This is a genomic window from Candidatus Tenderia electrophaga, assembly GCA_001447805.1.
Lineage (GTDB): Bacteria > Pseudomonadota > Gammaproteobacteria > Tenderiales > Tenderiaceae > Tenderia > Tenderia electrophaga.
In genome coordinates, this window is sequence record CP013099.1 from 1,447,292 (window position 1) to 1,467,803 (window position 20,512).

Consider the following 20,512-nt stretch of genomic DNA (forward strand, 5'->3'; position numbering starts at 1 on the left):
CGTTTACTGCTGCGCCTGAGTTTCTTGTTGCGCCAGGGCTTGGCGTTTGAGCAGGGTCAACTGGGCCTTGATGCGTTCGGTTTGAAAGCTATTGTCGGCGGCAGTGTGACTGAGGGCGTTTTCCAGCTGTTCGATGGCGGTGCGCAACTGGCCGATCATTTGGTAGTAATCGGCCAGGGCCATATAGGCGTTGCTCTGGCGGTCGGCGGCGCTCTCGGCCTTGGCCAGCAGCTGATAATACGACGGCAACACAAATTGCTGCGGTTTTTGAATCAGCTCGCGCAGGGTGTCGGCTGCCTGTTTGGGCCGGTCTGCCTGGATCAGGGCGCGCGCGTAGAGCACCGTCAGCTGGGGATGCAGGGGAAACAGTTTGAGCGCCTTTTGCAATCGCTGCAGTGCCGCCTCGTGTTCGCCCTGTTCCAACTCGACGTGCGCCCGCAGGGCAATGAATTGCTCCGACTCCGGGGTCTTCTGTAGCAGGGTGCGGCTGAATGTGTCGGCCTGCTCCAGGTTGCCGAGTTGCAGCTGGAACAGGGCGTATTCATATTGTTCCGCCGCCGATAAGGTGTCGGACTGCGACAGCCTGGCCTCGAGTTCCTTGAGCCGATAGCGGTGTTCCTGATCTGCCATGGCGCGCAGGCGCGCCTGAATGAAGGGAAAGCTGTCCGACTGGCGCTGCGTAATGTCGGGGTATTGGCCGGCGCGGTTCTGGGAATCGGCGATGCGGCTGGGCGTCACCGGGTGAGTGCGCAACAGCTCCGGCAGGTTGCTCTCCATGTAGCGGTAGGCCTCCTGCAGACGACCGAAGAAGGCGGGCATGTGGTAAGGATCGAAACCCGAGTTGACCAGGATGTCGATGCCGACACGGTCGGCCTCCTGCTCGTGGGCGCGGGTGAAGTTGAGTTGCTGCTGAATACTGCCCGCCGCCGCGGTGGCGATCATGGCGGAACTGAGCTGCGGCGAGCCCAACAAAATGGCGGCGATGATGGCCGCCGCGGTCTGCAACTGGCTGGCCGAGGCCTTCTGGAAGGCGCGTGCCAGGTGACGCTGGGTGACATGGGCGATTTCATGGGCCATCACCGCCGCCAATTCGCCTTCCGATTGGGCCGCCAGTATCAGGCCGCTGTGGATGCCGATATGGCCGCCGGGACCGGCAAAGGCATTGATGCTCGGGGCATCGACGATGAAAAAGTGAAAGGGCAGGTCGGTGCCCGCCGCCGCCAGCAGACGGTAGCCCAGTGAATTGATGTAGGCATTGAGTTCCGGATCTTCGATGATGTCCACATTCTGGCGCAGATTGCGCATAAAGGCCTGGCCGAGGCGGTAATCCTCTTGCGGCGAGAGGATGGTGGCCGAGGGGTCGCCCAGCTCCGGCAGGTGGGACATCTGGGCCGTGGCAGAGGCGCTGAGCAGCACGCAGAGCGCGGTAAACCAGGCCGCTAGTTGACGCGAGCGGCGGCCGTTGGCAAATGGCTTCATGGAGATGGAGTCAGCGTCTATGGGCATCATCATCAATAGGTGCGAGGTTAGACAGGATGATATCATTGGCCGTTCAATTTTTTGTGGCGCTTGAAGAGGTTGCCGGATGAGTACGCGTGTGGAAAAGGAACTCGACACCAGCGGTTTGAACTGCCCCCTGCCCATTTTGCGCCTCAAGCAGGCCCTGCGCGGCATGGACAGCGGTCAGCGTTTGCGCATGATCGCCACCGACCCTGGCTCCCAGTCCGACGTCGCCGCCTTCGCCGCCCAGACCGGTCATCGCCTGATTGAATCCCACGCCGAGGGCGACACGTTTTACTACTTAGTCGAAAAGGCCTGAGACTCGGCCGGTTTCCTCCCTGCGACGGTGCCAAACCGCCCCCTGTTGCGGTCCTGAAAGTGTCTCCAGTGATCCGTGTTGCGAGCCGTAAAGCTTTTCGCCCGGCTACCGACATAGTATGAGTAGATCGTAATACAATAAATTTATATATAAAAATTATATAGACATACCCCGGAGTATTTGCCATGAGACACCTGACCATCAAGCAGCTTTTCCGGGCGGCGATCGCCCTTATCGGGATACTCATTCTGTGTCAGGCCTTCTTTACGCTTAAGCAAACCGTTGCCGTCGAGCAACAGACCGTTCGCATGTTCAACAGCAGTCTGCCGACCCTGAAGCATGCCCGGGCCCTGCAGTTGCATATCGTGCAGGTGCAGCAGTGGCTCACCGATATCAGTGCCACCCGCGGCTTGGATGGCCTCGACGATGGCCTTAGCGAAGCCGCTCAGCACGCCACCGCGTTTGACAGCAAGATTGATGAATTGACGCAAATGGACCCCGCCCGGGCGGATCAATATCAAAGCATCAAAGCGGCCTTCGAAGGCTATTACCAGCAGGGCCAGATCATGGCGCGGGCCTATATCGATCAAGGCCCTATCGGGGGTAACGCCATGATGGGGGACTTTGACAAGGCCGCCGAGCGCCTGGCCAACCGCTTCGCGCCTACCATCGAAGCCATCGAGTCGGAAGTCACACAACAACAGGCATTTTTAGAGAACAGCGCCATCACCAGCCGGCAAACGGTATTGGGCTTCTCGCTGCTGTACGGGGGGATTCTGGTCGTGCTGTTCGTCAGCCTGAGACAGTTCATTATCAAACCGTTGTGCCAGACCGTGGTGATGTTCCGCGATCTGGCCCGAGGTAGCGGCGACTTGACGAAGCGCTTGCCCGAGAAGGCCATCGGCGAACTGGGCGAGTTGGCCGCCTGCACCAATGTCTTTGTCGCCAAGCTGCAGACAGAGATCTCCTTGGTCGGTGAAGCGGTCAAACAGCTGGACGGGGCCACGGAGCAACTGCACCAGACCACGCAGGATACCCATCAGGTGATGGGCAGACAGAAAGATGAAACCGATACCGTGGCCACCGCCATCGAAGAGATGAGCGCCACCGTGAACGAAGTGGCCAGGAACGCCGTAGACGCTGCTGACGCGGCGCGCCAGGCGGATGAACAGGCCCAAAACGGCGCCGCTGTCGTGAGCAATACCATCGGCGTAATCAATAAGCTGGCCCAGGAGATCGAACGGGCGGCGGCGGTGATCCGCACTGTGGAAACCCAGACCGACACTATCGGCAAGGTCTCCATCGTCATCAGTGAAATCGCCGATCAGACCAACCTGCTGGCCTTGAACGCCGCCATCGAGGCTGCCCGCGCCGGGGATCAGGGCCGGGGCTTTGCCGTGGTCGCCGACGAGGTGCGCGAACTGGCGCGCCGCACTCAGGATTCCACTGCCGAAATCCAGGGCATCATCGAGCAACTGCAAGCCAGCGCCAAGCAAGCCGTGGAGGTGATGGAGACCAGCCAGCAACAGACCGGCGTCAGCGTCGAACAGGCGCGGACGGCGGGCACCGCCCTGGATGAGATCACCGCCCAAGTGGGCAATATCAGTCACCTCAATACCCAGATCGCCAGTGCTGCCGAAGAGCAGGGCGCGGTGTCGGAGGAGATCAACCGCAGCGTGGTGAATATTCGCGACATCTCTGACCAGACCGTCACCGAAATGGACGCGCTGACGCAGTCGGAAACCCAGTTGCTGCACGTGGTCGGCGAGCTGAAAACCCTGGTGGGTAGATTTCATTACTAGCCCGATGAAAAAGACCCGGGAGCACCGGGCTTTTTTTGAGCTTGAAATATTAGATGGTTCTAATATATTATTATTGCCAGGCATTATTCACTATAGTGATAATGTGAACGGAAACTTCGGGGGATGCGAACGTGAGTCACACGCTGACTGCCTGGCTAATCGGACTAGCCTTTCTGTGTAGCAATCAATCTGTACTGGCGGCCGACCTGGCCGTTGCCACGGCCCAAGCTCAAACCATTCAACAGGAACGCGTCTTCGATGCCGTCATCGAGGCGGTGCATCAGTCCACCGTGTCGGCGCAGATCGTCGGCCGGGTGGTGGAGATCAATTACGATGTGGATGATTTCGTGCCCAAGGGCAGCGTCATCCTGCGGTTTCGTGACAGCGAGCAGCGCGCCCGCTTGGAGCAGGCCCAGGCCAGTCTGCAGGAGACCCAGGCACGCCTGAAAGAGGCGCAGGACGAGTACAGCCGCGTCAAGGATATCTACGCCAAGAAATTGGTCGCCAAGGCCGAGCTGGACAAGGCCGAAGCGGGGTTGAAGGCGGCGCGGGCACGGGTCGAGGCGGCCGCGGCGCGCCTGGCCGAGGGCCAGGAGCAGCTCGACCACACCGTCATCAAGGCGCCCTTCGCCGGCGTGGTCACCCAGCGCCATGTGGAACTGGGCGAGACCGTGGGCGTGGGCCAGCCGCTCATGACCGGTTTTTCCTTTGAGCACCTGCGCGCCACCACCCAGATCCCCCAGGCCTTCGTCACCGCCGTGCGCGAGCATGGCGAAGCCCGCATCTCGCTGCCGGACGGCAAGCGCGTGGCGGCCGAATCCTTGCGCGTGTTCCCCTTTGCCGACGAGCAGAGCCACGCCTTTAACGTGCGCGTCAATCTGCCCCAGGGTGATCACGGGGTGTACCCCGGCATGTTCGTCAAGGTCGCTTTCGTCACCGGTGACGCGGAACGCGTGTTGATTCCGGCGGTGGCGGTGGTCAAGCGCAGCGAATTGACGGGTGTCTATGTGGTAGACGCGGCAGGGACGGTGAGTCTGCGTCAGTTGCGTATCGGTGCCCGTCACGACGAACAGGTGGACGTGTTGGCCGGCCTGGAGGTGGGTGAGCAGGTGGCCCTGGACCCCATCGCCGCCGGAATCGCGCTCAAGCAACAACAACGCTAACGGACTTATCATGGCTAAGGAGACGCTGGGCATCTCGGGCAGCATCGCGCAAAAATTCCTGCGCAACCAATTGACGCCGCTGTTGGCCCTGGTCGGTATCCTCATGGGTGTTTTCGCCGTGCTGGTGACGCCGCGCGAAGAAGAGCCGCAGATCGATGTCACCTTCGCCAACGTATTTATTCCCTATCCCGGCGCCACCGCCGTGGAGGTGGAGAATTTGGTCAGCACCCCGACGGAGCAGGTGCTTTCCGAGATCAAAGGCGTGGAGCACGTCCTCTCGGTGTCGCGCCCCGGCATGGCGGTGCTCACTGTACAGTTCGAAGTGGGCGAGGAACGCACCGAGAGCATCGTCAACCTCTACAATCAGATCTATTCCAACGAAGACTGGTTGCCGCCCAATCTCGGCGTAGGGCGCGCCATCGTCAAGCCCAAGGGGATCGACGACGTGCCCATCGTCAGCCTGACCCTGTGGACGGATGACCCGAGCCGCGCCGGGTATGAACTGCAACAGGTGGCCCACACCCTCGAGGCGGAACTGAAGCGGGTGCCGGGCACGCGTGACATCTATACCATCGGCGGACCGCAACAGGTGGTGCACATCCTGCTCGATCCGCAGCGCATGGCCGGTTATGACATCGCCTTCGATGATCTGCGCGCCGCGCTCAGCGCCGCTAACGCCACCCGTGACGCCGGGGAGCTGGTCAGTGACAACCGTGAAATCGAAGTGCAGGCCGGCGCCTTTCTCACCACGCCCGCCGAGGTGGCGGAACTGGTGGTCGGCATGCATGACGGCGTGCCGGTCTATCTCAGCGACGTCGCCGAGGTGGCCTTGAAGCCGGATCAGCCGGAACAGTTTGTCTGGTTCGGCAGCGGCGCCGCCGCCGAACAAAAGGGATTGGCGGCACAAGGTGAGTTTCCCGCCGTCACGATTGCCATCGCCAAACAGCCCGGCACCAATGCCGCCACCATCGCCGATCAGGTGATCGAACGCGTGGAACAGCTCAAAGGCGTATTCATTCCCGCGGGCGTCGAGGTAACGGTGACGCGCAACTACGGCGCCACGGCCACCGACAAGGCCATGACCCTGATCAAGAAACTATTATTCGCCACCGCCTCGGTGGTGTTGCTGGTATTGTTCACCCTGGGTTGGCGCGAGGCCTTTATCGTCGGCAGCGCGGTGGTGATCACCCTGATGATCACCTTGTTCGCCTCTTGGGCCTGGGGCTTCACCCTCAACCGCGTGTCGCTGTTCGCCTTGATCTTTTCCATCGGCATACTGGTGGACGATGCCATCGTGGTGGTGGAAAACATACACCGCCATCGTCAGATGGGCGGCAAGCCTCTGCTGGAGGCCATCCCCCTGGCGGTGGATGAGGTGGGGGGGCCGACGATTCTGGCGACCTTTACCGTCATCGCCGCGCTGCTGCCCATGGCCTTCGTCAGCGGTTTGATGGGGCCTTATATGAGCCCCATCCCCATCAACGCCAGCATGGGCATGTTTATCTCATTGGCGGTGGCGTTTGTCGTTACGCCGTGGCTCACCTATAAGGTTTTCAGCAAACAAAACCAGACACACGAGCACACTGAAGCCGCAGTCGACCAGCGGCTCTACACTCTTTTCAATCGCGCTGTCGGCCCCTTCCTCGCCGGCGACGCCGGCCGTGGCCGCCGTTGGGGACTGCTCGGCGGCGTGATGCTGTTGATCTTGATCGCCGTCGGTCTGGCCTTCGTCAAACTGGTCATTCTCAAAATGTTGCCCTTCGATAACAAATCGGAGTTTCAGGTGGTGGTGGACATGCCCGAAGGCAGCAGCGTGGAGCAGACCAACCGCGTGTTGCAGGAACTGGCGCAATACATCGCCACCGTGCCTGAAGTGACCGACTATCAGATCTATGCCGGCACCGCCGCGCCCATCAACTTCAACGGCCTGGTGCGGCAATACTATTTGCGCAGCGGCGCCAACGTGGGTGACATCCAGGTCAACCTGGTGGACAAGGCCGAGCGTGATCGCCAGAGCCACGCTATCGCGCTATCGGTGCGCCATCCGCTGCAGGCGATCGGTGCGCGCTTCAACGCCAATGTCAAGATCGTCGAGGTGCCGCCGGGGCCGCCGGTGCAGTCGCCGCTGGTGGCGGAGATCTACGGTCTCGACTATTCGGGTCAGATCCAAGTGGCCAAACAGGTGCGTGAGATTTTCGAACAGACCGATGAAGTGGTGGATGTGGACGACAGTGTCGAACATCGCGCCCCGCGTCTGATCGTTGAAGTGGATCGCCAGAAGGCCGCGCGCCTGGGTGTGGCGCAACAGACTGTAGTGGCCACCCTCACCGCCGCCGTCGGCGGTGAGGACGTGGGGTATCTGCACGGCACCACCGACAAGTATCCCATGCCCTTGCGCGTGGAATTGCCGGTGGCCCACAAGGCCGACGCTCAGGCATTGCTTGATCTTCAAGTGCGTAGCCAAAGCGGTACCTTGGTGCGGCTATCGGAGATCGTTGAGTTGGTCCAGGGCGAACGCGAATACACCATCTATCACAAAGACCTGCTGCCGGTGGTGTTCGTTACCGGCAACGTGGCGGGGGAGAGTGACAGCCCGCTCTACGGCATGTTCAGCATCCTGGCAACGTTGAATGACACGCCGGTGCAGGGTGAGAATGTGCTGGAGCAGACCCTGCTGGACCAGCCGGAAAACCCCTATCGCTACAGTCTCAAATGGGACGGTGAATGGCAGATCACCTACGAGACCTTTCGCGACATGGGCATCGCCTATGGCGTGGGCATGATCCTGATCTATGTGCTGGTGGTGGCCCAGTTTCGTTCCTATCTGGTGCCGCTCATTATCATGGCACCCATCCCGTTGACCATCATCGGCGTCATGCCCGGGCACGCCTTGCTGGGCGCCAACTTCACCGCCACCTCCATGATCGGCATGATCGCCTTGGCCGGTATTATCGTGCGCAACTCGATTTTGTTGGTGGACTTCATCAATCAGTCCTATGCCGCCGGTATGCCCCTCGAGGAGGCGGTGATCCGTGCCGGCGCCGTGCGCGCCAAGCCTATCGTGCTGACGGGCCTGGCGGCCATGATCGGCGCCTTCTTCATTCTCGATGACCCCATCTTCAACGGCCTGGCCATCGCGCTGGTCTTCGGTATCTTCGTCTCCACCCTGCTGACGTTGCTGGTGATCCCGGTGATGTATTACGCCTTTATGCGCAAGCGCATGGGCTAATCCTTCGACGAAAGCGCCCGGCGCGAGCGTGTTCCAGTCATGGCGTCGTCTGAGGCGACAGTTAAAAAAACGTATTAAAACAGTGTACTGCATCTATTATGTAAGGTGATGGCTGATATCGGAGGGTGAGGGTATTTGCTTGATCTTTTCACTCAGGAACTATACTTGTGGGTAGAAGGAAACACAGTATTGCCAGGCATGTCGGCAATGGAGAAATTTAGTTGGCAGCCATTAGGAGGGATTCGTTATGAACAGCCAAGTTCAACAGACCCAAGACACCATCGACTGGTCGGAAGTGGTGTTTCTGACCTTCATCTATGCCCTGTATCTGCTCTTTGTTACCGCCCCGATCGGCGCCATTATCAGCGCAATCAAAGTCTACCGCTTTAAGAAACTGGCCGAGCAGGAGGGTGCACAGCTTTCCCATGAACAGGTGCTGATTGCCACCCACCACGAGTGGCTGGCGCGCAGCTTCGTCGTGATGATAGTGCTGTTGATGGTGGCCCTGGGCACGCTGGTCTATATGCTTGGCTACGCGGTATTTTGGGGGGCGGTAATCTGGTGGTTTTACCGCGTGTTCCGCGGTATCGGTGCCCTGATCGCGCATAAGGAGATGCCGGCGCAAATCTGCACCCGGGCGCAGTGCTACGGCCAGGTGAACCCCGCCTGATACGCTTCAAGTCCCGAGCGGCTCGACGGCGTAACGCAGCTGTAGGCGGTGTTCGTCGCCGGGCGCCAGGGTGACCGCATTCTCGGCCGCATTGGCGCTTTCTACGCAGACCATTGTCAGATAGCCGTCTTCCCCCAGGTCGCCCATGCGGGCGGCCTTTTCGGTCCAGGGATTCCATACCACGGTGCTGTCGCTGCCCTGCTTGCTGATGCGGATCTGGCGCGCCAGGCCGGGATCGAGAATCAGACAATCGGCGCGGCTGTCGAGATAGATTCGGTCCACCTCGCCGGCGAAGGTGACGGCGCCGGCCTGCCGCTTGCGCCGAAAATCGTCGACTTTATCGAGATAGTCGCAACCGTCCAGGCCCGTGACGCTGATCTGGCGTACGTCGCTGACATTGAAATAGGTATGCAAGGCCTCGCTGAGGGTAACCGGCTGCTGGCCTTGGTGCTGCGTGACCAGCTCCATTTCCAATGTGTCACCCACGGTAATTCGGCACTGTAGCGACGTGGGGTGGGGCCACAGCCGGCTCGGTATCTGCGCCGCTGGCAGGGCTAAACTGAGCCGGGTGGAACCATCGTCCAATCCCAGGCACTCTTGCACCTGCCACACTGCCGTCCGGGCAAAGCCGTGGGCTGGCCAGTCATTGTGTTCGGCATGAGCGCCGAACCAGGGCCAGCACACCGGCGCGCCGCCGCGAATGGCCTTGCCGGGGGCGAACAGGGCGGCCTTTGACAGCCAGATCACCGGATCGGCGTTATTGGGTTGCCAGGCGAGCAGCTGACTACCCTGCAGGGCGACGGCGGCACTGGCGTGGCGATTGTCGATGCGCGCCAGCGCCCGGCCGTCCGGCGCGGGTTCAAAGCAGAGATGATCGGGCACGGCGAAGCGTTTGTTCAGGTCTGCGATCTCGTTCATCAGGCGTGATCCCGGCTGCGCCGTCTGGTCGGCTATGTACATAGATGTATGCTTATTGAGTCTATGTCAAGTCTTTGTAAAGAGTCTATGTATCGCCGCGGAGTCGCTATGATTCTAAAGTCGATCATGGTCTTTGCGGATGCCGAAGCCCTGCATCACTTTGTGCTTTTCCGCGGTCTGCGTTAAACTATGGCGCTGTTACCAGCTCATAAGCATGCCGAGCGTTGCACCAACGCGATCCGGTGTATGCGATTTTTTCAGGCGGGCACCGCCCCGCCACTCAATTTTGGCCTAACGAGCCATACATCAATTGTCCGCTTGGGCAAATCGATAAGATGAATCTGTAGCAAGACGACGGCCCGTCGCTAACTGGCAGCAGGTGGGTTATTACACCTGAAAATTCCTTAAATTGGTGAAACGAATATGCGAGGCAAATACGTGAACCAGACAACACAAGCACAATCCTTTGGCAAAGACCCAACAACCGTCCGAGACACAAGCCACTACAAAGAAGAATACGTCAAAAGCTTTGTCGAAAAGTGGGACGAACTCATCGACTGGGACAGACGTTGGCAGAGCGAGGGCGAATTTTTTATCGAACAGCTGCGCTCCTACGGAGTTGAGCGCGTGCTCGACGTGGCCTGCGGCACCGGCTTCCATTCCGTCCGGCTGCTGAGCGCCGGCTTCGACGTGGTGAGCGCCGACGGCGCACCCGAAATGCTGGCGCGCGCGTTTCAGAATGCCCGCGACCGTGGCTATATTCTGCGCACCGTGCAGGCCGACTGGCGCTGGTTGAATCGCACCGTCCATGAGCAGTTCGACGCCGTGATCTGTTTGGGTAACTCATTTACCCATCTGTTCAAGGAGCACGATCGTCGTAAATCGCTGGCCGAATACTACGCCACGCTCAATCATGACGGCATCCTGATGCTGGACCAGCGTAACTACGATGCCATTCTCGATGAAGGCTTCAGCACCAAACACCAATACTACTATTGCGGTGAAGACGTGATAGCCGAGCCCGAGCACGTCGATGAAGGTTTGGCCCGTTTCCGTTATACCTTTCCCGATAAGTCCTCCTATCACCTCAACATGTATCCGCTGCGCAAGAAATACACCCGCCGCCTGATGCACGAAGTGGGTTTTCAGCACATCGAGACCTACGGTGATTTCCAGGAGACCTTTAAAGCCAATGACCCGGATTTTCTAGTGCATGTGGCCGAGAAGTCCTATCAGGAAGAAGACGAGGAAAGCTAAGCATGAGCAGTCAATACTCGGACGCGGTGAATACCGCCCGTGAATATTACAACAGCGAAGACGCCGACAATTTCTATGCCATCATTTGGGGTGGTGAGGATATTCATATAGGCCTGTATCAGTCGGACGACGAGTCCATCCCCGAGGCCAGCCACCGCACCGTGCGGCACATGGCGGAGAAGACCAAACTGACGCCGCAAGACAAGGTGCTGGATATCGGCTCCGGTTACGGCGGCCTGGCGCGGTATCTGGCCGAGACCTTCGGGTGTTCCGTGGTGGCGCTCAACCTGAGCGAAAAGGAAAACGAGCGCGCTCGTAAGCTGAATAAAGAGCGTGGCCTGGACGACAAGATCGAAGTGGTGGACGGCAGCTTCGAAAACATTCCTGCCGAAGACAAGGCCTTCGATGTGATCTTTTCCCAAGACGCTATTTTGCACAGCGGCCAGCGCGAAAAGGTGTTGCAAGAGGTGGCGCGGGTGTTGAAACCGGGCGGCAAGTTCATCTTCACCGATCCCATGGCGGCGGATGACTGCCCCGCGGGCGTGCTGGAACCCATCCTCAACCGCATTCATTTGTCTTCTCTAGGGTCGCCCGCCTTCTATCGCGAGACCGCGGCCAAGTTCGGCATGAAAGAGCTCAACTTTGAGGAGCTCACCCATCAGCTGGTGAATCACTACAGCCGCGTACTGCAAGAGACCGAAAAGCACGAGGCCGAACTCACCAAGAAGGTCGACAAGGCCTATGTGGAACGCATGAAGACCGGGCTGGGCCACTGGATCAACGGTGGCAAAAACGGCCATCTCGCCTGGGGCTTTTTCGTTTTCGAAAAAGAGGCCTAAGCACCGCGCTTTGGCGACATGAACAGTCGGGTCCACCGTCACAACGGTAAGACCCTCCCGGATATCAACCTGGCGATATGATTATATCCCCGGTGTTGATTCCGGGGTTTGTGTTGCTCCCCTTCAGCATTGCCCGTGTCTTAAGCGACACAACCCCCTACCGATATAAATTCCCCCCACAGTTGTTTTTCCGAGGTGCTTATTGCACCAGGAGTGCGCTTAGCAGCACAACGGTTTCCGTGATCTCCACCAGCGCGCCGGCAGTGTCACCGGTGGTGCCGCCGATACGTCTGAGCATGAATAGGCGTGCCAGCACCAACGTGACGCCCGCGGCGGCGAGCGGCCAAAGCGCCGCTACACCCAATGCGGCGATGACCGAGGTCAGGGTAATGAGTAGCACGATCTTGGCGCTGCGGCGCGGCAAGTGGTCCGCGAGCATACTGCCGAGCCCGCCGGGGCGGACGTAAGGGGTGGTGAAAAACAGCAGCAACAAGGCCGTGCGGCCGAGCAGCGGGGCGAGCAACAGCAGCGCCCAGTTGGCGTCGGCGATGAGTTGGGTCAGAGCGGTGAACTTGAGCAGCAGCACCAGCACCAGAATCACCACCGCCGCCGGACCGCAGCGGGGATCCTTCATGATCGCAAGTGTTCTGTCGCGATCGCCCAGACCGCCGATCCAGGCATCGGCGCTGTCGGCCAGGCCGTCCAGATGCAGCAGGCCGGTGGATAGCACCCACGCGGCCAGCAGTAGCGCGGCGGCGATGAACGCTGGCGCGCTGCTCAGTCCCCAGCCAAGTCCGGCGAGCAGGGTACCGATCAGCAGGCCGACCAGTGGGTAGAATAGCAGCGAGCGGCCGACCGCTTCGTTGGCCGGTGCGGCCTCGAGGCGTATGGGTAAGGCGGTGAGAAACTGCAGGGCGATAAACATGGGGCGGGGAGGGAGCATGTTATCCCCGACCGAGCGGTTGGAGCGCGGCGCTCCGCTTGTCGCTGCCATCGATACGCAGGCTCAACAATGCGCCGTGCCGGACCTCGATCTCCAACAGCTTGCCGAGCGGGCGGTTCTGAACGTGACTGAGCAGCACCCGGATCACGCCGCCGTGGGTAACGAGCAGCAGCCGCTCGCCGGCGTATTGCCGGGTAATGTCACCCCAGGCCTCCAATACGCGGGCGCGGAACAGCGCCAGGGGTTCACCGCCGGGCGCTGAGTGCTGTTCGGGGTCGTTCCAGAAACGGGCCAGTGCATCCGGGGTGTGCGCCATGATATCGGCGGCAGGCAATCCTTCCCAGGCGCCGAAATGCATTTCCTGCAAGCGTTCATCCACCACCAGGGGCAGAGATCGCTGCCAGGCGAACTCCTCGGCAAAACCGGCGCAGCGTTGCAGTGGCGAAGTGATAACGCGGTCCCAACCACGCTTGGTGCCGGTGGCGCGCCACATCTGCTGTAAGCCGATGTCGGTCAGGGGGTCATCGGTGCTGCCGCGAAACGCACTGCCGCCCTGGACCTCGCCGTGACGCAGCAGATCAATCATTGTCAGCGCACCCATCACAGCTGTTCCGACACCCGGGCCTGTGCAAAGGTCGCCATGTCGTTATGCAGGGCGCAGGCCATGCGCAACAGTGGCACGGCGACGGCGGCGCCGCTGGCTTCACCCAGGCGCATCTGCAACGCCAACAGCGGCCGGGCGCCGAGGGCGTCGAGTACCCGGGCGTGGCCCGGTTCGGCCGAACTGTGTGAGAACAGCAACCACGCCTCCATACCGGGGCGCAGCCGCACGGCGACCAGCGCCGCCACCGAGCTGATGAAACCGTCCACCAGGACCGGCTGGCCCATTTGCGCGCAGGCGATGTAGGCCCCGGCCAGGGCGGCGATCTCGAACCCGCCGAGCCGTCGCAACGCCTCATGGGCCGAGTCGAGGTGGTCGCCATGCCGTTCCAGCGCCGCTTGAATGACCCGCACTTTGTGGGCGATGCCGCGCTCGTCGAGCCCCGTGCCGGGGCCGGCGAGCTGTTTCGGTTCGCAATCGAGCAGGGCGCAGGCGAGCGCGGTTGCCGCTGTGGTATTGCCGATGCCCATCTCGCCACCGATGAACAGCTGGGCGTGGTCCAGCCGGGCGCGTTCGGCGGCGTGGCGGCCGGCCGCCAGGGCCCGCCCCAGCTGGTGTTCGCTCATCGCCGCTTGCTGCAGGAAATTGGCGCTGCCCGGGCCGAGATCGTAATGCTTGACCCCTTTCAGGGGGCCGGTATCGTGCGCCGTGCCCAGATTGATGACCTCCAGCTGCGCGTCGATCTGCCGGGCCGCTGCGTTGATGGCGGCGCCGCCGCGGGCGAAGTTCTTCACCATCTCGGCGGTGACGGCCTGGGGAAAGGCGGACACGCCCTCGGCCACCACGCCGTGGTCGCCGGCGAAGACAGTGATCTGTACCCGCTCCACTCCCGGTCGCGCGGTGCCCTGCAGCGCGGCGAGGTGGATAGCGGTCTCTTCCAGACGCCCGAGTGAGCCGTGCGGTTTGGTGAGTTGCGCCTGGCGCGCCTCGGCGGCCTGCCGGGCGTCCTCGTCCGGGGCGGCGGCCGGCACCTCCAGCCATAAGATGTTTTCATTCACAGGGGTTCTCCTTTTAACACTTGGGGCAGCCCGGCGACGGTCAGTACCACCCGGTCGCACAGTTGCGCCAATTCCTGATGCAGGCGGCCGACCTCGTCACAGTAGCGGCGGCTCAGTTCACCCAGCGGGGTGACGCCCATGTTGGTCTCGTTGCCGACCAGAATGATTTCGCCCGGCAATGTCGGCAGCGTGGCCAGCAGCGCCTCATGTTCACGCGCGAACAATGTCGCGTCGTCCGCGGTTAGCAGATTGGTGAGCCAGAGGGTCAGGCAGTCCACCAGTACGCAGTGGCCGGCGGCGGCATGTTGGTCGAGCGCCGTCGCTAATTGCAGCGGCTCTTCGACCAGCTGCCAGTCGTTCGGCCGGCGCCGTTGGTGATCGGCGATGCGGCTCTCCATTTCACCGTCCCCGGCCGTCGCGGTGGCGATGTAGGTCACCGGCAGGCGGCTGGCGGTGGCCAGGCGCTCCGCCAGCCGGCTCTTGCCTGAGCGCACGCCGCCGAGAATGAGGGTTTTGCGTGTCGTCATGCCGGCATCTCCTTTGTTTGTATCAGTTCGAGTAATCCAGCGCCGTCCAGGTGTTGCGCCACCGCGTCGGCCAGCCGCTCGATGGCGGCGTCGCGCAGGGCGAAGTAGTCGAGTGGCTCCGCATCCGCCAGCCCGGCCCAGGCGAGCAGGGCCTGGCTGGCGCTGGGCGTGTCGAACAGGCCATGCAGATAAGTGCCGAGAATCAGCCCGTCGTCGCTGAGCGCCCCGTCCGGCCCGTGCGCCAGTTGTAACGCCGGGCGCTGCAGCGCGGGGCCTGTGCTGACGCCCGCGTGGATCTCATAGCCACTGACCGGTGCATCATCGAGCGCAAGCGTGCCCTGCACGTTGCGCAGCTGTTTTTCCGCTGCCAGGGTCGTCTCCATGTCGAACAGTCCCAGGCCGTTGCTGCTGCCCGGTTCGCCTTCGATGCCGTCAGGGTCGTGAATGGCCCGGCCGAGCATCTGAAAGCCGCCGCAGATGCCGATCAGCTTGCCGCCGTAGCGCAGGTGGCGTCGGATGGCCGTCTCCCACCCCTGGTCACGCAGCCAGGCCAGATCGGCACGTACGCTCTTGGAGCCGGGCAGGATGATGAGATCGGCGGCGGGGGGTGTTTCGCCCGGGCCGACGAAGCGCAATGTCACCTGGGGGTGCAGGCGCAAGGCGTCGAAATCGGTGTGGTTGCTGATGCGCGGCAGCGCCGGCACAACGACATCCAGTGTCGTGGCGGCCTTGGCCGAAACGGTCTCACGCGGCAGGGCGTCTTCCGCTTCCAGGTGCAGATCCTGCAGATAGGGCAACACGCCCAGCACCGGCTTGCCGGTCTCCTGTTCCAGCCACTTTAGCCCCGGCTCCAATAAAGAAATGTCACCGCGAAAACGGTTGATGACGAAGCCCTTCACCCGCGCCCGTTCACTCTCGCTGAGCAGGGCCAGGGTGCCCACCAGATGGGCGAAGACGCCGCCGCGGTCGATGTCGGCCACCAGGATCACCGGACAGTCCACCGCCTCGGCAAAGCCCATGTTGGCGATATCGTTGTGGCGCAGATTGATCTCCGCCGGTGAACCCGCCCCTTCCACAATGACCGCATCGTAACGCTGCGCCAAGCGCGCGTGGGAGTCGAGCACCGCCGCGCGGGCAGTGCGCTTGTAATCGTGATAACTGGCGGCATCCATCTCGCTGATGGCGCGACCGTGGATGATGACCTGGGCGCCGGTATCGGAGTTGGGTTTGAGCAGTATCGGATTCATATCGGTATGCGTCTCCAGGCCGCAGGCCTGGGCCTGCACCGCCTGGGCGCGGCCGATCTCGCCGCCATCGGCGGTGACCGCGCTGTTCAAGGCCATGTTCTGCGGTTTGAATGGCGCCACGTGCACGCCCCGGCGTGCCAACCAGCGGCACAGTGCCGTGACCAGCAGGCTCTTGCCGGCGTCCGAGGTGGTGCCCTGGATCATCAATGTCTTGTTCGTTGGCATGGTTTATCTCTGTTGACGTGCCTGTTGCAAAAAGCGGCACAACTGTTCGGCGCCGTCCAACACTCTGGGCGTGGCGCGTTGCAACAATTCCGGCGGGATAAAAAACAGCCGTTCGTGTTTCACCGCACTCAGTTGCGGCCACTGGCGCCAGTCATCCAGCCACTCCGGGCGCTCCTCGCCCATGCCGCTGGCGACGATTACCTGCGGATTGCGCTTCAACACCGCCTCGGTGTTGATGTGGGTCGACAGCGTTTTCAAATCGGCGAACACGTTGCGCCCGCCGCACAGGGCGATGACCTGACTGATAAGGTGGTCGCCGTTGATGGTCATCAGCGGTTGGTTCCAGGTCTCGTAGAAAACCGACAGTGGCGGCTGGTCGGCGTGGCGGCGCCGTAGTTCGGCGACCCGGGTCTGGAACGCCGCGGCGGCCCGATCGGCCACGGTGGCGGTGCCGGCCAGTTTGCCCAGGCGGCGGATGTTGTCGGCCACATCGCCCAGCCGGCGCGGTTCGCTGAGGTAGAGGGGCAGACCGAGGTCACGTAGTTTGTCCAGATTGGCGCTGTTATTGCCGCTGACCCAGCCCACCACCAGGTCCGGCTGCAGGGCCAGGATGGCCTCCAGGTCCACCGACTTGTAGCCGCCGATGCGGGGAATGTCATTGGCCGCCGGCGGATAGTCGCTGTAGGAGACCGCCCCGACGATGCGCTCACCGGCACCGGCGGCGAACAGCAGCTCGGTGTTGTGGGGGGCCAGGCTGACGATGCGCTGCGCCGGTGCCACGAGCTGAACCAGCGTGCCGGCGTCGTCGCGCACCTGAATCGCCGCCCAGGCGGGCATACTGAGTGCAAGTAGCACCAACGTTAAGCAACGGTGAAGCATGTGTATGTCTCCTTGATCTGCGAGTCGATATGGGACAGCGCCTGTGCCAGGCGTTGCCATTGCGCCGCGTCGGCGGGCAGGCCGAAGCGTAATGCGGCCGGTTGTTCGAAGCGCCGCACCAGAATGCCGTGCTGCGCCAGGGCGTGTTGAATGGCCGCCGCCTGTGGCGTCAGCACGCGCTGGAACAGGGCCGTGCCGCCGTCCGGGGGCAGTCCGTGTTCGCTCAGCAGCCGCGCCAGGCGTTCCCCCGCGTGTCGCAGTTGCGCACGCGTCGCCTGCTGCCACACCCGGTCGGCCAGGGCCTGTTGTGCCACCCAGCGGGCGGGGCCCGCCACGCTCCAGGGGCCGAGACGCGCCTCCAGTTCGGTGAGCCACGCGGCCGCGGCCAGGGCGAACCCCACCCGCGCCCCGGCCAGACCGAAAAACTTGCCCAGCGACCGCAGCACCACCAGACCGGGGCGGCTGGAATAGGGGGCCAGACTCTGATCCGGCGTACAGTCCATGAAGGCCTCGTCCACCACCAGCCGGCCGCCGCGCCGCCGCAGGCGGTCGTGCAGGGCCAGTAGTTCAGCCACGGCGAAACGATGGCCGGTGGGGTTGTTCGGGTTGATGATGACCACCGTGTCCAGATCGGTCGCCGCCGGTAACACATGCGGCGGCAGCGCCACCACGTTATGCCCGGCGCGCCGCCAGGCGTGGGCGTGTTCGGCATAGCCCGGCGTGGGGATACCCACCCGGCCCGGCGGCTGCAGGGCGGGCAGGGCCTGAATCGCCGCCTGGGAGCCGGCCAGGGGCAACACTGCCGGGGCGCCGTAATAGGCGGCGGCGCTGGCAGACAGACCGTCTTCGGCCTCCGGCAGGCGGGTCCACACGTCGGGTGGAATGGGCGGCACCGGCCAGCCATTGGGGTTGATGCCGGTGGAGAGGTCCAGCCACTGTTCGGCCGGGATGCCGTAGTCCTGTGCCGCCTGCAACAATCGTCCGCCGTGTTCAAGCAAGCCGGAGACCTCCACTGATGACTATCACCCCGAGCCAAAGCCAGGTGGCGTTGCGCACCAGAGCCAGTGCCGCGTCGATATGGTGGGGGGCGGGCGGCGCGCCCCGACCCAGCACGGGGCGCTGTTTTATACACCCGTGGTAGCGGGCCGCCCCGCCCAGCGCCACCCCCAGGGCACCGGCGCCCGCCGCCATCACCGGTCCGGCGTTGGGGCTCTCCCAGCGACGGCCCTGCGTTTGCCAACAGTGCAAGGCGTTTTTGCAATGCCCGACCAGGGTGTAGCTCAGCGCCGTCAGACGCGCCGGGATGTAGTTGAGCAGGTCGTCCAGTCGTGCCGCGGCCCAGCCGAAGGCCTGGTAACGCGCTGTGCGGTAGCCCCACATGGCGTCCAGGGTGTTGCTGAGCCGGTACAGCACCACGCCCGGCGCGCCTGCCACCACAAACCAAAACAGGGCGCCGAAGAGGGCGTCGTTGCTGTTTTCCAATACCGACTCCAGTGTTGCCCGGGTGACCCCGTCGCGGTCCAGGGTGTCGGTATCGCGGCTGACCATGAAGCCGGCGCCCTGCCGTGCCGCATCAAGATCATGGTGACGCAGGGCGTCGCGGACCCGGCGGGCGTGCTGGCCGAGACTGCGGTGGCCGATGGCCAGATAGAGCAGGGCGATATCCAGCATGATGCTCCCCGGCAGGCCGCCGGCGAACAGCGCCAGCAGGGTCAATGGGGCGATAAGCAGGATGACGGCGCTGAGGCCGCGCATGCGGCTGTCGCCATACAGACGCCGCTCCAGCGCCTGGGCCAGGCGGCCGAAGCCGACCAGGGGATGATAACGGCGCGGTTCGCCCAACGCGGCGTCGAGCAGTAGCGCGGCGGAAACGACCAGTGCCGTCATCATGCGTGTTGTGCCGCCCAGGTTTTGATGATCGTATGCAGTTGGCGCACGCCGTCGGTGAGGGCGGCCGGCCCGGGCTGCAGAATATCGGCCGATTTGATTTCATGGAGTTGGCCCGTGCGCACGGCGGGGATGCGCTCCCAGCCCGGTCGTGCCTGCACCTGCTCGGGGCGGAAGCGTTTGCCGCACCAGGAGCCGATGATGATATCGGGGGCCCGTCGCACCACCTCGGCCGGAGCGGCGATGATGCGCTCCCGGGCCGATTGGGCCGCCGCCAGGTCGGCAAAACAGTCGCGACCGCCGGCGCTATCGATCAATTCCGATACCCAGCGGATGCCGCTGATCAAGGGGTCGTTCCACTCCTCAAAATAGACGCGCGGGCGGCCGGGCAGGGCGGCGGCGCTGCGCATGATCGCGTCCAGCCCCTGGCGCAGCTCGTCGATGAGCGCCTCGCTCCGGGGGGTGGCGTGAACCAGGGCGCCCAGGGTGCGGATCATATCGAATATGCCCGCCACACTGCGCTGATTGAACACGTGGACGGCAATACCGGCACGGATCAGTTCGGCGGCGATGTCGGCCTGTAGATCGGAAAAGCCCAGCACCAGGTCCGGCTCCAGTTCCAGAATCTTGTCGATCTTGGCGCTGGTAAAGGCGGCGACCTTGGCTTTGTCCCGGCGCGCCTCGGGCGGTCGGACCGTATAGCCGGAGATGCCGACGATACGGTCCTGCTCACCCAGCAGATACAGGGTTTCGGTGGTCTCCTCGGTGAGGCAGACGATGCGTTGCGGGCCGTTGCCATGGCCGAAGTTCATAGGTCCACCCCGGTCTGTGCCTTCACACCGGCGCGGAAGGCGTGTTTCACGTCGCGTAATTCGGTCACCGTGTCGGCCGCCTCGATCAATGTCTCGGGAGCGCCGCGGCCGGTGATGACCACATGCTGCATGGCGGGCCGGGCGCGCAGGTCGGCCAGCACGGTGTCCAGGTCCAGCCAGCCGTATTTCAGTGGATAGGTGAGTTCATCCAGGATGACCAGCCCCACCGACGCGTCGCGCAACATCTCGCGCACAATGGCCCAGCCGCGTTGCGCGGTTTCGATATCGCGCTCGCGGTTTTGCGTCTCCCAGGTAAAGCCCTCGCCGAGCACGTGCCAGACCAGACCGGATTGGCGGCGCAGAAAGCCCTCTTCACCGGTGTCCGAGCGGCCTTTAATAAATTGGGCCACGCCCACCTGCATGCCGTGGCCGAGGGCCCGCACCGCCATGCCGAAGGCCGAGCTGGATTTGCCCTTGCCGTTGCCGGTGAGCACCAGCAACACGCCCCGTTCCGCATCGGCCTTGGCGATCGAGGCGTCGATGACCGCCTTTTTGCGCTGCATGCGTTGGCGGTGGCGTTCGTCGCGCTGCTGTGGATTGTCGTGACTACTCATTTGCTGTCTCCGATCAGTTTGC

General features: G+C 62.7%; 19 protein-coding genes. 7 read left to right on the forward strand and 12 right to left on the reverse strand.

Annotated elements, in window-relative coordinates:
• Nucleotides 1-3: 3 nt before the first annotated feature.
• A complete protein-coding gene (locus Tel_06745; GenBank protein ID ALP52877.1) occupies nt 4-1,512 on the reverse strand; it encodes a hypothetical protein in 1,509 nt (502 codons plus the stop codon).
• A gap of 73 nt (nt 1,513-1,585) precedes the next feature.
• On the opposite strand from Tel_06745, the gene Tel_06750 reads away from it, so the two are divergent.
• The 5 genes from Tel_06750 to Tel_06770 all read left to right on the forward strand — a co-directional run bounded on the left by Tel_06750 (nt 1,586) and on the right by Tel_06770 (nt 8,683).
• On the forward strand, nt 1,586-1,819 hold the full coding sequence (locus Tel_06750; GenBank protein ID ALP52878.1) for a hypothetical protein: 234 nt from the start codon (nt 1,586-1,588) through the stop codon (nt 1,817-1,819).
• A 185-nt stretch (nt 1,820-2,004) separates the two neighbouring features.
• On the forward strand, nt 2,005-3,621 hold the full coding sequence (locus Tel_06755) for a hypothetical protein (protein ALP52879.1): 1,617 nt from the start codon (nt 2,005-2,007) through the stop codon (nt 3,619-3,621).
• Between the two features lie 131 nt (nt 3,622-3,752).
• The gene (locus Tel_06760; protein ID ALP52880.1) at nt 3,753-4,784 is read left to right on the forward strand and encodes an RND transporter; all 1,032 of its coding nucleotides are present in this window, start codon (nt 3,753-3,755) and stop codon (nt 4,782-4,784) included.
• A gap of 10 nt (nt 4,785-4,794) precedes the next feature.
• Nucleotides 4,795-8,013, forward strand: coding sequence for a multidrug transporter AcrB (locus Tel_06765; protein ID ALP52881.1), 3,219 nt, complete (start codon nt 4,795-4,797; stop codon nt 8,011-8,013).
• A 247-nt stretch (nt 8,014-8,260) separates the two neighbouring features.
• Nucleotides 8,261-8,683 carry a hypothetical protein gene (locus Tel_06770; GenBank protein ALP52882.1) on the forward strand — a complete coding sequence of 141 codons (423 nt, stop codon included), beginning with the start codon at nt 8,261-8,263 and terminating at the stop codon, nt 8,681-8,683.
• A gap of 6 nt (nt 8,684-8,689) precedes the next feature.
• Here the strand turns inward: Tel_06770 and Tel_06775 are convergent, their stop codons facing one another.
• Nucleotides 8,690-9,601, reverse strand: coding sequence for a D-hexose-6-phosphate mutarotase (locus tag Tel_06775; protein ALP54762.1), 912 nt, complete (start codon nt 9,599-9,601; stop codon nt 8,690-8,692).
• Between the two features lie 423 nt (nt 9,602-10,024).
• On the opposite strand from Tel_06775, the gene Tel_06780 reads away from it, so the two are divergent.
• Both Tel_06780 and Tel_06785 read left to right on the forward strand, forming a co-directional pair.
• Nucleotides 10,025-10,858: an SAM-dependent methyltransferase gene (locus tag Tel_06780; GenBank protein ALP52883.1), complete on the forward strand. Its 834-nt coding sequence runs from the start codon at nt 10,025-10,027 to the stop codon at nt 10,856-10,858.
• A 2-nt stretch (nt 10,859-10,860) separates the two neighbouring features.
• On the forward strand, nt 10,861-11,697 hold the full coding sequence (locus tag Tel_06785; GenBank protein ID ALP52884.1) for a methyltransferase: 837 nt from the start codon (nt 10,861-10,863) through the stop codon (nt 11,695-11,697).
• Nucleotides 11,698-11,896: 199 nt separating this feature from the next.
• Here the strand turns inward: Tel_06785 and Tel_06790 are convergent, their stop codons facing one another.
• From Tel_06790 to Tel_06835, 10 genes are read right to left on the reverse strand one after another with little or no spacing between them, the layout of a single operon-like run.
• On the reverse strand, nt 11,897-12,640 hold the full coding sequence (locus Tel_06790; GenBank protein ID ALP52885.1) for a cobalamin synthase: 744 nt from the start codon (nt 12,638-12,640) through the stop codon (nt 11,897-11,899).
• A gap of 1 nt (nt 12,641) precedes the next feature.
• Complete coding sequence (locus tag Tel_06795; protein ID ALP52886.1) at nt 12,642-13,241, reverse strand: alpha-ribazole phosphatase; 600 nt, start codon at nt 13,239-13,241, stop codon at nt 12,642-12,644.
• Nucleotides 13,241-14,299: a nicotinate-nucleotide--dimethylbenzimidazole phosphoribosyltransferase gene (locus Tel_06800; GenBank protein ID ALP52887.1), complete on the reverse strand. Its 1,059-nt coding sequence runs from the start codon at nt 14,297-14,299 to the stop codon at nt 13,241-13,243. Before Tel_06800 ends, Tel_06795 begins: the two co-directional genes overlap by 1 nt.
• The gene (locus tag Tel_06805; GenBank protein ID ALP52888.1) at nt 14,296-14,826 is read right to left on the reverse strand and encodes an adenosylcobinamide kinase/adenosylcobinamide phosphate guanyltransferase; all 531 of its coding nucleotides are present in this window, start codon (nt 14,824-14,826) and stop codon (nt 14,296-14,298) included. Before Tel_06805 ends, Tel_06800 begins: the two co-directional genes overlap by 4 nt.
• Complete coding sequence (locus Tel_06810) at nt 14,823-16,298, reverse strand: cobyric acid synthase (GenBank protein ALP52889.1); 1,476 nt, start codon at nt 16,296-16,298, stop codon at nt 14,823-14,825. Before Tel_06810 ends, Tel_06805 begins: the two co-directional genes overlap by 4 nt.
• Before the next feature lie 3 nt (nt 16,299-16,301).
• Nucleotides 16,302-17,177 carry an ABC transporter substrate-binding protein gene (locus Tel_06815; GenBank protein ID ALP52890.1) on the reverse strand — a complete coding sequence of 292 codons (876 nt, stop codon included), beginning with the start codon at nt 17,175-17,177 and terminating at the stop codon, nt 16,302-16,304.
• Nucleotides 17,159-18,175 (reverse strand): threonine-phosphate decarboxylase, encoded by a 1,017-nt coding sequence (locus tag Tel_06820; GenBank protein ALP54763.1) that lies wholly within the window; start codon nt 18,173-18,175, stop codon nt 17,159-17,161. The genes Tel_06815 and Tel_06820 overlap by 19 nt, the downstream gene beginning before the upstream one ends.
• Nucleotides 18,168-19,067 carry a cobalamin biosynthesis protein gene (locus Tel_06825; GenBank protein ALP52891.1) on the reverse strand — a complete coding sequence of 300 codons (900 nt, stop codon included), beginning with the start codon at nt 19,065-19,067 and terminating at the stop codon, nt 18,168-18,170. The genes Tel_06820 and Tel_06825 overlap by 8 nt, the downstream gene beginning before the upstream one ends.
• A complete protein-coding gene (locus Tel_06830; GenBank protein ID ALP52892.1) occupies nt 19,064-19,876 on the reverse strand; it encodes an ABC transporter substrate-binding protein in 813 nt (270 codons plus the stop codon). Before Tel_06830 ends, Tel_06825 begins: the two co-directional genes overlap by 4 nt.
• Nucleotides 19,873-20,490 (reverse strand): cob(I)yrinic acid a,c-diamide adenosyltransferase, encoded by a 618-nt coding sequence (locus Tel_06835; protein ID ALP52893.1) that lies wholly within the window; start codon nt 20,488-20,490, stop codon nt 19,873-19,875. The genes Tel_06830 and Tel_06835 overlap by 4 nt, the downstream gene beginning before the upstream one ends.
• Between the last annotated feature and the right edge of the window lie 22 nt (nt 20,491-20,512).

Excerpts from the sequence above, each read along its gene's own strand:
- Tel_06815 (ALP52890.1), bottom strand. The coding sequence starts at position 17,177 with ATGCTTCACCGTTGCTTAACGTTGGTGCTACTTGCACTCAGTATGCCC.
- Tel_06775 (ALP54762.1), bottom strand. The coding sequence starts at position 9,601 with ATGAACGAGATCGCAGACCTGAACAAACGCTTCGCCGTGCCCGATCAT.
- Tel_06790 (ALP52885.1), bottom strand. The coding sequence starts at position 12,640 with ATGCTCCCTCCCCGCCCCATGTTTATCGCCCTGCAGTTTCTCACCGCC.
- Tel_06780 (ALP52883.1), top strand. The coding sequence starts at position 10,025 with ATGCGAGGCAAATACGTGAACCAGACAACACAAGCACAATCCTTTGGC.
- Tel_06765 (ALP52881.1), top strand. The coding sequence starts at position 4,795 with ATGGCTAAGGAGACGCTGGGCATCTCGGGCAGCATCGCGCAAAAATTC.
- Tel_06755 (ALP52879.1), top strand. The coding sequence starts at position 2,005 with ATGAGACACCTGACCATCAAGCAGCTTTTCCGGGCGGCGATCGCCCTT.
- Tel_06745 (ALP52877.1), bottom strand. The coding sequence starts at position 1,512 with ATGATGATGCCCATAGACGCTGACTCCATCTCCATGAAGCCATTTGCC.
- Tel_06835 (ALP52893.1), bottom strand. The coding sequence starts at position 20,490 with ATGAGTAGTCACGACAATCCACAGCAGCGCGACGAACGCCACCGCCAA.
- Tel_06810 (ALP52889.1), bottom strand. The coding sequence starts at position 16,298 with ATGCCAACGAACAAGACATTGATGATCCAGGGCACCACCTCGGACGCC.
- Tel_06750 (ALP52878.1), top strand. The coding sequence starts at position 1,586 with ATGAGTACGCGTGTGGAAAAGGAACTCGACACCAGCGGTTTGAACTGC.
- Tel_06795 (ALP52886.1), bottom strand. The coding sequence starts at position 13,241 with ATGGGTGCGCTGACAATGATTGATCTGCTGCGTCACGGCGAGGTCCAG.
- Tel_06830 (ALP52892.1), bottom strand. The coding sequence starts at position 19,876 with ATGAACTTCGGCCATGGCAACGGCCCGCAACGCATCGTCTGCCTCACC.
- Tel_06825 (ALP52891.1), bottom strand. The coding sequence starts at position 19,067 with ATGATGACGGCACTGGTCGTTTCCGCCGCGCTACTGCTCGACGCCGCG.
- Tel_06785 (ALP52884.1), top strand. The coding sequence starts at position 10,861 with ATGAGCAGTCAATACTCGGACGCGGTGAATACCGCCCGTGAATATTAC.
- Tel_06805 (ALP52888.1), bottom strand. The coding sequence starts at position 14,826 with ATGACGACACGCAAAACCCTCATTCTCGGCGGCGTGCGCTCAGGCAAG.
- Tel_06770 (ALP52882.1), top strand. The coding sequence starts at position 8,261 with ATGAACAGCCAAGTTCAACAGACCCAAGACACCATCGACTGGTCGGAA.